The following is a 14,015-nucleotide window of genomic DNA, read 5'->3' as shown; positions in this document are numbered from 1 at the left end:
TTCGCCAGTCAAGGGGAACCGCGATTGCGCCCCAGTTCACCGGCCGGCACAAGGATTTTGGTGTGCCACAGCCACCGCAGGACATGTGCCGCCGAGGTGGGTCCGATGCGGCTCGACCATCGCTGCAGAATATCGGGCACAGAGAGTGGGTCGCGCAGATCGGATATCAACGGCGCCAGTTCGGCCCCTGCCAGCGAGTGGACCGGGCGCGGCAAATTGGGGTGGGTCAGAATCTCAGACTGCAGAACATATGCGTCGCCTTGAACACCGCCCTGTACCAGCTTCGCCTCCGGCGACCGGCGAAGCACCTCGCCGGTGGACAGCTCGGCATTCTGCAGGTCCGCAGGCGGGCGGCGAAGCCAGTCCAGCGGCTGTGCGCGCTGGCTCCAGAACGGCCCAGAGGTGACCTCGTGGTGACGTGCATAGAATGCCGCCGCCAATTCGGCGTGAGTTTCGACGCGTTCGCGCTGTCGTTCCGAATAGAATCCCAGCGCAATGTTGGTGTCGCCGGGCCGGGTCAGAATCGTGTTTGCAACCACTGCGGCCTGCATGGCCTGCGCCATAGCCAGATGCACCCCTTGCGATGACAGCGCATCGACCGAGAAACTCGCTTCGCCCACACGCAGCAGATCATCGGCGGGCGGTGTCAATTCACATTGGCTGCTGGCATCACACCGGCGCACCGGGCCCATCCGCGCCTGCTCCAGACAACCGGCCAGAAGAGTCGATCGTGCCAGAAGGTTCAGATACAGATCACGCCGGGCTGCCGGCAACAAACCAGTGCAATCCGACGGGTCGACAAAAACGCAAGCGTTGACCGTACCGTCCGGCTGTGCTGCGCCCCAATACCAATGGGCATCACCAGCCTCCACGCGGGCCTGCGTGCCAAAACCCGGTGGGGCTTGCCAATAGGCATAGAGCGCCGTCAATGGCGCTGAGGCCGGGCGGAACCTCCGACCCAGTCCCGCATGCTTGCCCGCCGCATCCACCAAGAGGTCAGCGCGCAGTCGGCTTTTTCCCTGCGCCGTCAGGATCGGAACCTCCCAACCGGCCCCGGTGCGCCGTGGTCGATAGGCGCGTGCGGGTTGCAACACACGAACACCCGACTGGCGTGCAGCGTCCAGCAGGATGGCATCGAACCGGCCGCGTTCCACCAGAAGGCCCGGATCGTCAACTGGCTCACCCCGCCTTTCAAACGCCCCGCCCCACATAAGGAGGGAACCCGACGATTGCAGGAATCCCGCAGCTTTCATAGCATCGCCCACACCCAGAAACCGCAGAATGGGCCAGATGGAGGCAGGCAGTGACTCACCGATGTGTGGGCGTGGAAAGGTGGCGCGTTCCAGCAGACAGACTCGTCGCCCCAGCTGTGCCAGCCGCATCGCCGTCACGGCCCCGGCCGGACCACCGCCGATCACGCAGATCTCGGCTTCAATCTCGGCAGCCATCCGCTGCGCCCTCAGGCCGAACGGCGGGCAGCGTCGCCGAAGAAATTCGGGCGGGCAGCCGACAGCCGGACATAGGCCTGCAGGCAATAATCCAGCCAACCGCGGATATAATCACACGCCGGGCGGCCACGATGAATGACCTCGTGATGGCAACCGCCACCGCACATGTACCGTGCCCAACAGATGTTGCACGGCGATTGGTTGTGCACGTGGCGCTCGGCCAGCCAGGCTTCTCGCCGCGCATCCGGGCCGTCATGGACGTTGCCCATCGCGGCCACGTCATCCTCGACAAAGCGGTGGCAGGCGAACAGATCGCCATCCGCCGAAACCCCGAAATATCCGCCACCGGCTCCGCAAGCGTAGGGCCGGTGCGTGCCACGGTGGATCTCGTGCATTGCGGCGGCCATGTTCGAGAAGGGAAAGCGGCGGCCCTGCAGCACTGCGTCTTCGAAAACGCGTCCGCAACGGATCATCTGCGAAAGCATTTCGGCCATGTCCTTGCTGCTCATTTCTTCGCGCCCGGTTGGCGAAGCCAGCATGGGTGAGAACCCGACCGAGTGGAAACCCATGCCTATGAAATGGTTCAGGGTCTCAGGCAGCTCGAGGTTGCGCGGTGTCACGGTGACCCGAGCGCCCACCTGCATGTGATGTTGTTTGTCCAGCAACGGCTGCACCTTGCGCAGAATGATGTCGTAGCTGCCGCGCCCACCCCGGTTGGGGCGCAGCCGGTCATGTGCCTTGCCAACACCATCCAGACTGATGGTGACGGCAAAGGCGTGGTCTTCGAAAAACTCAGCGTCCTCCGGGCGCAGCAACGTGCCGTTCGTCGTGATCGAAAAGCCCACATCCACGTTGTTGCGTTGCGCGTGTTCGGCAGCATAAATCGTCGTTTTTCGGATCAGGTCGCGATTGATCAACGGCTCGCCTCCCAGGAAGGCAAGATTGATCCGGGAGCGGGGTTCCGCGTCCATGATCAGCCGATCGACCGAGGCTTTCGCGACCTCCCATTCCATACTGCGGGCAGGACCACCAAAGCTGCCCTGCGAGGCATAGCAATATGTGCACGCCAAGTTGCATTTCTGCGCGACCGCCAGCGACAAAGACCTGACCGGCATGCGGCGCGGCGGCGCGTCGTCAATGAACGGCACACCATCAAGACCCATCTTCGACAGAAACCCTCGCTGTCCTTCGGCGGTCATACGGGCGAAGTGATCCGCCGTTCCGTCGGGCACGTCGAACACGCGCGAGCCATCTACGGCCAGCATGTGCTCGCCCAAGGTCGTTTCGAAAAAATGCACCTCGGCAGATGGGTGGGTCATGTCTCGACCTCGGGCCAGAACGGGATACCGATACCCTTTTCCGCCAAGGCTTCACCGGCGACCCGGAAGCTTTTCATCGTGTCGCGCACCTGCTGGATATACTCCTGCGCTTCGGTGAATCGGTTCTGAGCCTCGTTTTGATAGGCCTGTTCCAGCCCATCGGTGATGCGGCGGAACAGATCCAGTGCCTCTTTCGCCTGCGTTTCCGAGCCCACTTGGATCGGGCGCAGATAGGCAGGTGTGCCGCGGCCCGTTTGGTATTTGGCCAGAACGTCCTTCATCTGGCGGAACCGCAGAAAATGTTCGTCGCCGTCGGTGTCGATCCGCACGGCCAAAGCATACAGACGCCGATCGGTGAACGCCTTGTGTTCCAGTGTCGCCACGCACTGGGCATAAGCACGGTCGATGAACCCGTCGGGGCGTTCGATCTCGATGAAGTCGTCGATGGCCTCAGGCGTCAAAGGGCGCAACGACCGTGGGATGATCCGCTTGGGTCCGATGGGCAGGGCAAGCGCGGGCGTCAGCACCGGTTCGTAATCCTCGCCCTGCAACGACCACAGCAACTGGTTTGCCCAGCGCATGTGGGTCATCTCGCCGATCGCAACTTCAAGCAGGGCGCGCCGCGCAAAGATCAGATCATCCTTCAGCGTTGGCCAGCGCTCGGAACCGACGGTTTCGGGATCGGCCAGCGAAAAATAGGCATAGAGGTATTGCAGGCTGAGCGTCATCTCCATCGGCGCCAGACGGGTCTGCAGGTCTTTGACCATCGCCGCTACGCTTTCATACGGTTCGACACCGGGCAGGTCCGTGTCGGCCTCATAGACTTCGCCGGTCTCGCGTCCCTCGACTACGATCGGCAGGTCGCTCCACATCTGGTTGACCTCGTAATGGTCGATCTGAAACGGGCGGTTCTGTTCGACGGTATTCAACGCCGCCACATTGCCCGAGGGCGATTTGTCCGAGCGCAGCCAATCCAGATAGGTTTCGGCCACAACCGGATCGTCGGGCGCACCAGTCGGCAGGCGGGTGTCATGCGGTACTTCGGCAGTGACCACATCCGGGTGGTTTGATGGCCAGTAGTGGCAGCCGCAATCCCGAAAGTCATGCGACCAGGGATTGCACAGGCTTTGGGTCAGCTCTCCGGGGTCGTAGGCCGTATCGAACACGCCGGCTTCGGTGCGGTACTGCCGGCGGTATCCATGCAGGACGACCGGCGGTGCGTCGACGACACCGTCGTGATTGCGCCGCTCCAGTGCGATGGTCACCGGATGGTCGTCGCCGCATTCAAGGCTGCGGATGAACCGCCAGACCAGCATGCCGTCGTAGGGTTTGCCCGTGTCGTCGCGGAACGAGATACGTCGACCGCCTTGTTCGACCCAGGCCAGAAACCACCGGCCGCTGGACAGCTCGGCGCCGATTTCGCCACGATAGGCGTCCAGCAAATCCTGCACCCAAGGTGTCGAACTGTCATCGGGCAACATCGGGTCATAGAAATAGTCGACATAGACCAGATGAAACCCTTGCGCGTTTTCGGGTGCTTCCGGAACCGGGTTCAGCGGGACACGTACGGCATTGAAAACCAATCCCGGAAAGAACCGGCGATCGAGGTCGCGCACGTCCATTTCCAGCCCCGGGAAACAATTTCCGACCGACCCGTCCAGCCGGGTGTTGTCAGGGTTTCCGGGCACCTTGTAGGCCGCACGGGCCGTCAGGTTGCGGGGTTTGATGCGGATCGGCGCTGGTTTGTCAGACATCCCGAGGCTCTCCTACCGGTTCGGTTTCGGGCGCGGGCGGGTGCGCCTCGAGGTAATCGATGAAAGACATCACCAGATGGTACTGCCGCCGTGACAACGAGAGCGGAAAATAGTTTGAATCCCGCATGTAGGGCGGCATGCGAGCGTCGTGCATCATGTCGCGCACGATCCGCGGGTCGCGGAAGGCGGGATCGGGTGTCTGGTCAGGGTTCGGGTCCTCTTCGAACTGGGCCAGAACGCCAAAGGGTGGGCGCATCAATCGCCGAACGAAATCAGGCCTGCGGCGCAGAAAATCCAAAAGGTTTTCCTCATCGATCAACTGCTCGTGCACAAACTTGGTGGCGACCGTATAGGGCAGCTGTTCATTCGGGACCGAGTTCGAAAAGACCGAAATCGGCTGTGGGCGGATCAACTCGTCGATCTTGTCGGGCGGCACCGCGTCCTTTTCCGTCATCGATGCAGCATCGGTGGACGGCAGGCCCGGTGTAGGTGCGATATTGGTCTGCGCCTGAAGAGAGGCATTGTCCTTGAGGCCCTGTGCCCGGATGTCATCCAGATTGATCAGGCTGTTGGTCTCGAACGCCCTTCGGAAGATGTCGACCACTTCGGTTTTTGCATCAACGTAGTTTTCGGCGGTGACCGAGATCAACGACATGTCGCGATCCGCCAGATCGTCTTCGAGGCTGTAGAAAGGCCGGCAATCCGGTGCGAAATCCGGCGGTCCGGTGAAGATGCGCGCCCGGGCGACCAAACGCTGACCGCGAACGGCCAGCGTGGCCTCGAGCGTTCCATCACACGTGTCGTCAACCACCCCCCAGGACTGATCGTTGCCGACCCGTGCACCATCATAACTGTCATGCGGTTCGGGATCGTCAGACAACCCCGACATCATGATCCACTTCGACCACGGCGTGTCCGGGTTCAGGATGCGGTTCTGGGCCGGCACGATCTCATGAATCCGGCCATATTCCGATTTGGGCGGGTCATTCTTGTATCCCGGAACAGCAAGGGTTGCGGGACCGAAGGCGGCGTCGGGCGGGCCGTAGACCTCGCCCTTGGGCGGAGTGAACCGCAAACGTAGAAGACTGCGGTCCACCATCTCGCCGGGCACCGGCTCGTCCGTCCCTTGGACCGGGCGGACAACCCGCACCGAGCCCAGCGGGATCGGGTTGTGTTCATAGACCAGCGGTTGCTGTTCCGACGTGTGCGGACTGAAGGCCAGCAAGAGTTTGGGAGTAAAATCCTCGGCCGCGATCTCGACCCGTGTACGAAACCCGCAGGCTGCATCTCCGGTGCGGCGGGCGGCTTTCTGATTACCTACAGCGACCGTGTAGCGGATGTTCTTCAGCGACAGCCCCTGCCCTTCAAGAAGGTTCAGAGTCACAGGAGTTTCATAGGCCTCGCCGGTTTCGGCATCGAACATCCGCGCCCACAGTTCAAAGAACGGCGCAACCGGGCGCAGGGCGCCGGTGCCTTCATCCCGAAATCGAATCTTCCGCGGGTCCGGCAGGTAGGCCGAGACACTCCCATCCTCGTTTTCCTGCAAAGTCACGTTCGAGCGTATGACCGTCTTGTTGTTGCCATGCGCGTCCAGATCCTGCTGCCATTCGTAGCTTTCCAAAGGGGTCTCCCCCGGACCAAGCCTGGCAACGGCCATCGGCGGCAGAAAGAAGATTTCCTGTATCGTGTCCATGCCGGGCCCTCTCCAGTTTGGCCATGCCGGTCCGCAACCCGTTTTCAGGGATACGAATAGCTTTGATAGGTGATCGTCGGGTCCGAGAAGAAGGGTGTCGACTTGTCCCGAATGATGTCCGGCGGCGCGTCGTCCGGAACCGGAGAGATGCTCTGCTGGTAGTGAAAGAAGTTATGGGGGTCGAATTTCTGCTTCACGAACAGAAGTGAGTTGAAGTTGTCGCCCCAATAGAGCCAACGATAGTTCAACTGAGTGCGCCGCGGATAATTCTGATAACAGCGATCGATGAAGAAGCCCTCGTCCGTCATCATCTGCATGAACCCATCCAGCCATGGGACCACGACGTCTTTCTCATCCTCGGACAACCAGAACACGTCAACGTAGAAATTCATCGACACGTCGCGGTGAATGAAGGCGTTTCCCTGTTTGCCAACCGGCATTCGGTTGATCGCCCCGCCATACGGCTCGATCGCCACGGCCCCGTAGTCGTTTGGCGTGCTGTCCAGATAATCGACGACCCTTTGCCATTCATCTTGCGACAGTTGGCGGGCGATGTACCCGCCCTGCTTGTCTTCGCGGGCTTGATCCGGGACCACCGGGATGTCGTATTTCTCGTCATACAGCCAGGAATTGATCTGCTGGTAGGTCCCTGTCTTGCTGTTTTCCATGTGGCCGCCAATGGGTTCGTCCAACAGCGGCTGAATGACCCGGCGCCCTTCGTCTTCGGGCCCGTGATATAGGGCCGAGACCAAGAGAACCTTCTGGTCTCCTTGATAAGCCAGAAAGATGTAGGCCCCAAATTTGTCCGAGAGACCGTCCTTCATGTAGTTGGCCTGCAGAAACTCCAAAGCCTTGGCAGCCCTGTCCAGCGGCCATTTGATATGAACGCCCCAAACTCCGTACAGGTTGTGCAGCTTGAACCGGATTTCCAGAAGCACCCCTAAGTTGTTGCCGGTGCCTCCCCGGATCGCCCAGAAAAGATCGGCGTTGGTCGTGTCATCCGCGATTACGATACTGCCATCCCACAGCATCACCGTCACGCCCAGGACATTATCGCAGGCCATTCCGAACAGGCGCGACGTGAACCCGTATCCTCCGCCCATCATGAATCCGGCCACGCAGACATCCTGACACGCGCCACCCGGCACGTGCAGATGATAGGAATCCAGCACCGAGTTCAGGACCTTGAACGGGGTACCGGGGCCGACATAGGCCATCGGGGTATCTGGATCGACCGTCACGTAACACATCCTGCTGGTATCCAGCACCATCGCATTGTTGACCGAGTACCCGGCCGTACTGTGCCGGCCCGATCGGCTGACCACCCACAGATCATGGGCCCGCGCGAAGGCCAGACTGGCCCGCACGTCCTGAATGGTTTCGCAATAGACAATGATTTCCGGGTAGTCCTGAAAGGCCGGGTTCCAGAGCTGACGATCCGTGTTGTAGTTCGGATCCGTCGGCAAAACGACCGATCCAACCAGGCCTTTTTCAAACTCCCGTATCTGCTCGGGCGTAATCGGATGATAGCGCTGCAGCGACAGGTCCGTTCGGCTGGAGGCGACGCGATCCTTGGCCAGAATGGTCTTGCTTATCTTGCGCATGACGGACGCTCCCTTGGCATAACATGCAGAACGCGCAGGGAAAAAACACTGCGCGCACGTATCACGGTCTTTCCATCAACCCATTTCTGCCCGTCCCAAGCTGGCAGAAAGCTTCCGTACCGGTCAAGAGATCGTTTCAAGCAATGCCCGGGCTTCGAGCAATTCCGGGATCTCGGCCTTTGGATCGAAACGATCCAGAGCATCGGACAGCAATGGCCCCGGCCGCCCCCCGGTTTTGGATACGCGGCGGGTCAGCGCCACGGCTGCGCGCAATTCGAACAGGCTGGCCCCGCATTTGCGCGCCTCGGACACCGCCTGTTTGAGCATCGGTTCGGGATCTTTCCGCTCATGATCGTCAAGCAACGAGCGGACCCTGAAAACCTCGGCATCGGCCCAGCCTTCGTCGGTGTCTTTGCGCCAAAGTTCGGCCTGCGTCAGCGCCTGCTTGGCGGCCTTGAGCCCCCCGGCACGCACCAGAAGTTCCGCGATCAGCGACAGAAAGAAGCTTTTGTAGTTTCCGGCGCCACTGGACCACCAGTCATCCGACGCCTGCCGTAGGGCCGCGATGTGCTCGGCGTCCGGGGTCCGGTGCGCCCGCGCCCAACTGAGCCACATGCGGGCCGTGATCGACATGAAGGCCAACCTGTGCTCGCGAGAAATCTCCTCCAGCGGTGCGACGGTCGCGATCAGGGCATCGATATCGCGGTGCAACAGATGGACCATGCACATATAGGTCAGGACCTGGGCCACGCTGTGCGCGTGTTGCAACTCATTGGCCCAGTCCAGAGCCTGCGCCTGAACCTTCCGCGCGCGGGCAGGCTCACCCACCAGGCTGTAACAGACCCCCAGAAAACCGGCTGTGATTGCCGCATGGTCGGTGCCGTAGACATAGGCCAGCTTCCCATGTGTTTTGAAATCGTAAAGGGTCCAGGCCTGCTCAAGGTGCGCTCTGGCATCGGTCAGATTGCCGATGTGCAGTTGCACGGCCCCCATGGCGCGGTGCCCTACCATCCGGTGCTCGGTCCGGCCGCTGACTTCGGCCAGGTCCAGGATCTGGTCCGCCACCTCACCGGCCAGGCGGTACTCGGCCCGCACAAGGTGAAACGCGTAAAGCCCATTGAGAACCGGGAAAAGGCGTTCCGTCTCGCGGGCCCGACGGCACAGCTCGCGCAGCCGGCCATAAGCTTCGCCTGTCGCTTCGCCCGCAATCCCGTCAGTCGAGCGCAGTACACCCGCCCGAAGCACTTGCAGATCAATCTCGCGCAAGTCGCGGTCGTGGCATTTCGGCAGCTCTGACACAAGACCAAGCGCTTTGGACAAATGAGTCAGTGCTTCGGAGAGGGCCGACCGCTCGATCGCTCTCTGACCGGCGTTTTGCCAATGGGTAACGGCCTCTTCGGGTCGATTTGCCAGCGTATAGTGCTGGGCCAGAACTTCGGGCTGGGTCTGTGCAAGATAGGGTTGCTGGTCCAGCAATACACCCGCGGCCTGGTCGTGCAGGACCTGCCGCTCGGACCGCAGAAGGCTGTCATAGGCCATGTCCCGGATCAGAGCATGGCGAAACAGGTATTCGTCCTCGGCCCCGTCCGGTGGCCGCTGGATGATGCCCGCCATGGCCAATTGTTCCAGGCTGGCCTGCATCGAGGCCGCCGGCAGCATGGAAACCGCCGCAACCAGAGCCACCGAAAAGCGTCGCCCGAACACCGCACCGGTCTGCGCCACGTCCTTTGCCATACCCAGGCGGTCGAGACGCTCCATCAGCGAATCCTTGAGCGTGCTGGGCACCGACAGCGACGGCAGCGGACCGCGCAGTACATAGCCATCCTCGGTCAGCCGCAACTGGTCGGATTCCAGAAGGCCACGCGTCACCTCCTGTACAAAGAGCGGGATCCCGTCGGTCTTGGCGGCAATCAGGTCGCAGACCGGTCCCGGCAAAGGTTTGCCCCCCGCAACATCCGTGACGATTTCCGCCACCTCGGCATTCGACAATCGGGTCAGGGGGATGTGCAACGTGTTGTGGTGATGCCCCCAGCTGGGGTCGAATCCCTGCCGGGCCGTAACTACGATCAGAACCGGCAGGTCACGAATCCGCCCGATGACCCTATCCGTCAGCGAAAGCGTGGTCGGGTCCACCCAATGCGCATCTTCGAACAGCAACAGAACGGGTTTGCTTCGCGCCATCGACACCAATTGCTGCGTGACGGCTTCCAGCGTCTTTTCAAGCTTGACCTGCGGCGGCAGGTCCAAGGGTCCTAATGCATCATCGGCATCGATGCTCAACAAATCCGCAATCAGGCGCTGCTGTTCGGACGTCAGGTACCGCAGCAGCGGCAGAAGCTTGTCCAGCTTTTGGGCGTCCGTATCCGCCGGCGCGAACCCGGCGGAACGTTCCAGTTGCTGCACGATCGGATACAGAGCACTGCTTGAGTGCAGCGGCGAGCATTGAAAATTCAGACGCAGAATGTCCTGACCCTGCAACTCGTGCGCCAACCCTTCGATCAGCCGGGACTTACCGATCCCCGCCTCACCCGAGATCAGAACGGATTGACCCGCCCCGTGACTGGCTTCGTTCCACTTGTCACACAGCTTGCGAAACTCGGAGCCGCGCCCGATCAGGCGGCCGGAACCCGCTTCGGGATTGATCTCGAACCGCCGTTCGATCCGTGCGGCACCCTCCACGGTCCAGGCCTGAATCTCGTCCGCAAACCCCTTCAGAACATGCCTTCCGGCATCCTTCAGTCGAAAAGCGCCCCCGATCAGGCGGCGCGTCGAGGGGCTGATGATCAGCGAATTTGGTTCGGCCAGCCCCTGCAGGCGGGCGGCCAGATTCGGCGTCCGCCCCATGACCACGTCGTTTTCCCGCAACCCGTCCCCATAGATGGTGCCGACCACCACAAGTCCCGTGGCGATTCCGATCCGCGCCTGCAGCTCTTCCTTTCGGTCGATCGCGGGCAGTTCGTCCAAAATCTGCAACCCGGCCTCGATCGCGCGCGAGGCCGCATCCTCCTGCGCGTGCGGATAGCCGAAATAGATCATCGCACCATCCCCCATGAAACAGGCGATGTGACCACCGAATTTCGAAACGGCGGTTGTGCAAGTCTCTTTGAATCGCCGCACCAGCTCGCCCAGGTCTTCCGGATCCAGGCGCTCGGACATTGCCGTTGAGCCGACGAGGTCGACGAACATGACCGTCAATTGCCGGCGCTCGGCCACGATTTTCCCCTGTCGGCGGGTGTGCACGGCGTCACCGGCCGTGTCCTGGGCAAAACGCGCGGTTGCGGCAAGCAGGCGACGTCGCGGACCCAGCGGTAGCCCGAGATCGATCAGATCATGCTCGGACAGATGAACGAGGTCGGACAAGGCCACTTCTGCCGCAGCGAAGGCGGGGGCGTATTTGGACAGCCCCAACTTCTCCAGAAAAGCGGCGATATCCGTCATTTCTCCCCCAACGGCCTGTCCAACGCCGGTTTGTTTTGGCTCGGTCCACCCTGCGCAGATCGCGCGTCGCAAACCGTGGCCTGTTCATTATCCAACTGACTGAACAGCCTTTTCGTTCTTTACCCGCACGTCAAGAGGTTTGGCGAACCAAACTGGCACAGCACGGTTGACCTTGGAGGCAGAATTGTTGAATTGCTTGGAGAATGGCAGGGGCAGCAGGGTTCGAACCCGCGACCTACGGTTTTGGAGACCGTCGCTCTACCAACTGAGCTATACCCCTGTGGTGCGCCATCAGATATGCCAGAGGCGCGACGGACTCAAGAGGCTTTTTCAGTTTCTCGGACACATATGCATTCGACAAAGAAGTTGCGTGCGTCGTGCAGTTCTATAAGACAAGGTTCGGCCCACCGAGAGGAAATTACCCTTGAGCCTTCGCAAGAAGATTGCCGACAGCGAGACGACCCTGAACTGGGCCGCGCGCCGCATCGCCAGCTACATCAGGATGGTCCATCGCAACACCAAATGGCAGCGGATCGGCTATGACGAACTGGACAAGCTCGCGGAACAGGGCGAGCCGCTCATCGTCGTGCTGTGGCACCAGCGGCTGGCCCAATCGCCCTATTTCTTTCCGCTGGAAAAAGGGCGCATCTGCTCGATCACATCGGCCGCGCGCGCCGGCAGCATGGTGGGCCGGGTGCAGAAGCTCTTCGGCATGGACACCATCGCCATGTCCAGCCACAAGCGTCACGTGGCCCTGTCGCGTGAAGTGCTGGGCAAGATCAAGCAGGGGATCTCGATCGGCATAGCTGCCGACGGTCCACGCGGCCCGGAACGGGTGTGCTCGACCGTCCCGCTGGTCTGGGCGCGCAGCTCGGGCAAACGCGTTTTTGGCATCACCTATTCGGCCCGCCATGGCCGTGAGGCGGGCACCTGGGACCGGCTGCTGCTGCCGCGCCCCTGGCGCAACGAAGGCGTCTTTCTGTGCCGCGAATGGACTGAGACCGTACCCCGCAAGGCCTCGGACGAACAGATCGAGCAACTGCGCCAAAGCCTCGAGAAGCACATGAATGACATCACCGCCGAGGCGGATCGTATGGTCGGTCGCGCCCCGTGGGAACCAAAGCTCTGATCAGCCCGCCTGCTTTCCGGCAAAGTCACGGCGCGGGGCGCCGGTTTGCTTGCCCCCAAGCCTTCTGCGTTCCCGGCAAAAATCGCTGACGGTGCAGTCGACTTCGTGATCATCATCGCTGAGAATGGCGTCGCGCATGTCTTCCAGGTCCTTGTTGTGAAGGATTTGCGCCCCGTAATTCAGAAACTCAAAGCCAAACATCGCGTCCTCCTGCTGTTCGGGCATTCTGCCGAGCGTGCACAGGTCGCTTTCGGCGTTGCACATCAGGTAGACATTCAGCTTCTGAAGCAGATGGGCGGAAGGTTAAGATTTCTCAAGCCGAGGGTCGGGGCACCATCAAATCGAAACCGCAGGCAGACTTGGAACCGTCTGATCGGCTTCTCAATAAGAAAAAGGGCGCCCCAAGGGACGCCCTTTCCATCAGTATGCGCTGATGCGCCTTACTCGATGATTTTGGACACGACGCCTGCGCCGACGGTGCGGCCGCCTTCGCGGATGGCGAAGCGCAGACCGTTTTCCATGGCGATCGGGGCGATCAGCTCAACGCCGAACGACACGTTGTCGCCGGGCATGACCATCTCGGTGCCTTCGGCCAGGGTCACTGTGCCGGTCACGTCAGTCGTACGGAAGTAGAACTGCGGACGGTAGTTCGCGAAGAACGGAGTGTGACGGCCGCCTTCTTCCTTGGTCAGGATGTAGGCTTCGGCTTCGAACTTGGTGTGCGGAGTCACCGAGCCCGGCTTACACAGAACCTGGCCACGCTCGACGCCGTCACGGTCAACACCACGCAGCAGGGCGCCGATGTTGTCGCCGGCTTCACCGCGGTCCAGCAGCTTGCGGAACATCTCGACACCGGTGCAGGTGGTCTTCTGCGTGTCGCGGATGCCGACGATTTCGATCTCGTCGCCAACGTTGATCACACCACGCTCGACACGACCGGTCACAACGGTACCGCGGCCCGAGATCGAGAACACGTCTTCGATCGGCATCAGGAACGGCTGGTCAACAGCGCGCTCGGGGGTGTCGATGTACTCGTCAACGGCCGCCATCAGTTCGCGGATCTTGTTCTCGCCGATTTCCGGGTTGTTGCCTTCCATCGCGGCCAGAGCCGAACCTGCGATGATCGGAATGTCGTCGCCGGGGTAGTCGTAGCTGGACAGCAGTTCGCGAACTTCCATCTCAACCAGTTCCAGCAGCTCTTCGTCGTCAACCTGGTCAACCTTGTTCAGGAACACGACCATCTTCGGGATGCCAACCTGGCGGCCCAGCAGGATGTGCTCGCGGGTCTGCGGCATCGGGCCGTCAGCTGCGTTCACAACCAGGATCGCGCCGTCCATCTGCGCCGCACCGGTGATCATGTTCTTCACATAGTCAGCGTGGCCGGGGCAGTCGACATGCGCATAGTGGCGGTTGTCGGTCTCGTATTCCACGTGGGCGGTCGAGATGGTGATGCCGCGCGCTTTCTCTTCCGGCGCACCGTCAATCTGGTCATACGCCTTGAAGTCGCCGAAATACTTGGTGATTGCTGCGGTCAGCGTCGTCTTGCCGTGGTCAACGTGGCCAATCGTGCCAATGTTGACGTGCGGTTTTGTACGCTCAAACTTTTCCTTTGCCATGATGGCCTCCTTTT

The 14,015-nt window shown here is 61.2% G+C and carries 9 protein-coding genes and 1 tRNA gene; 1 reads left to right on the top strand and 9 read right to left on the bottom strand.

From position 1 onward, the window contains the following. Positions 1–8: 8 nt before the first annotated feature. From qhpG to GOW72_RS03060, 7 genes are all read right to left on the bottom strand, one after another. Positions 9–1,448 carry a flavin-dependent monooxygenase QhpG gene (gene qhpG / locus GOW72_RS03090; RefSeq protein ID WP_170365042.1) on the bottom strand — a complete coding sequence of 480 codons (1,440 nt, stop codon included), beginning with the start codon at positions 1,446–1,448 and terminating at the stop codon, positions 9–11. Between the two features lie 11 nt (positions 1,449–1,459). Beyond that, a complete protein-coding gene (locus tag GOW72_RS03085) occupies positions 1,460–2,767 on the bottom strand; it encodes a radical SAM/SPASM domain-containing protein (RefSeq protein WP_170365040.1) in 1,308 nt (435 codons plus the stop codon). Continuing rightward, a complete protein-coding gene (locus GOW72_RS03080; RefSeq protein ID WP_170365039.1) occupies positions 2,764–4,521 on the bottom strand; it encodes a ferritin-like domain-containing protein in 1,758 nt (585 codons plus the stop codon). Before GOW72_RS03080 ends, GOW72_RS03085 begins: the two co-directional genes overlap by 4 nt. Further along, positions 4,514–6,214: a hypothetical protein gene (locus GOW72_RS03075; protein ID WP_170365036.1), complete on the bottom strand. Its 1,701-nt coding sequence runs from the start codon at positions 6,212–6,214 to the stop codon at positions 4,514–4,516. Before GOW72_RS03075 ends, GOW72_RS03080 begins: the two co-directional genes overlap by 8 nt. A 44-nt stretch (positions 6,215–6,258) precedes the next feature. Beyond that, a complete protein-coding gene (locus tag GOW72_RS03070; protein WP_170365034.1) occupies positions 6,259–7,818 on the bottom strand; it encodes an FAD-binding oxidoreductase in 1,560 nt (519 codons plus the stop codon). 123 nt (positions 7,819–7,941) lie between these two features. Beyond that, positions 7,942–11,256 (bottom strand): adenylate/guanylate cyclase domain-containing protein, encoded by a 3,315-nt coding sequence (locus tag GOW72_RS03065; RefSeq protein ID WP_170365032.1) that lies wholly within the window; start codon positions 11,254–11,256, stop codon positions 7,942–7,944. Positions 11,257–11,460: 204 nt separating this feature from the next. Then, a tRNA-Trp gene (locus tag GOW72_RS03060) sits at positions 11,461–11,536 on the bottom strand. Positions 11,537–11,680: 144 nt separating this feature from the next. Here GOW72_RS03060 and GOW72_RS03055 point away from each other — a divergent pair. After that, the gene (locus GOW72_RS03055; protein ID WP_170365030.1) at positions 11,681–12,385 is read left to right on the top strand and encodes a lysophospholipid acyltransferase family protein; all 705 of its coding nucleotides are present in this window, start codon (positions 11,681–11,683) and stop codon (positions 12,383–12,385) included. Here GOW72_RS03055 and GOW72_RS03050 read toward each other — a convergent pair whose 3' ends face one another. Continuing rightward, entirely contained in the window at positions 12,386–12,610 is a 225-nt protein-coding gene (locus GOW72_RS03050) for a hypothetical protein (protein ID WP_170365028.1), read from the bottom strand. Between the two features lie 215 nt (positions 12,611–12,825). Further along, complete coding sequence (tuf, locus tag GOW72_RS03045; protein ID WP_170343064.1) at positions 12,826–14,001, bottom strand: elongation factor Tu; 1,176 nt, start codon at positions 13,999–14,001, stop codon at positions 12,826–12,828. Positions 14,002–14,015 lie beyond the last annotated feature (14 nt).

Origin of the sequence: Ruegeria arenilitoris (assembly GCF_013032855.1) — a bacterium.
Lineage (GTDB): Bacteria > Pseudomonadota > Alphaproteobacteria > Rhodobacterales > Rhodobacteraceae > Ruegeria > Ruegeria arenilitoris.
This window is presented reverse-complemented; position numbering and strand designations above follow the sequence as displayed.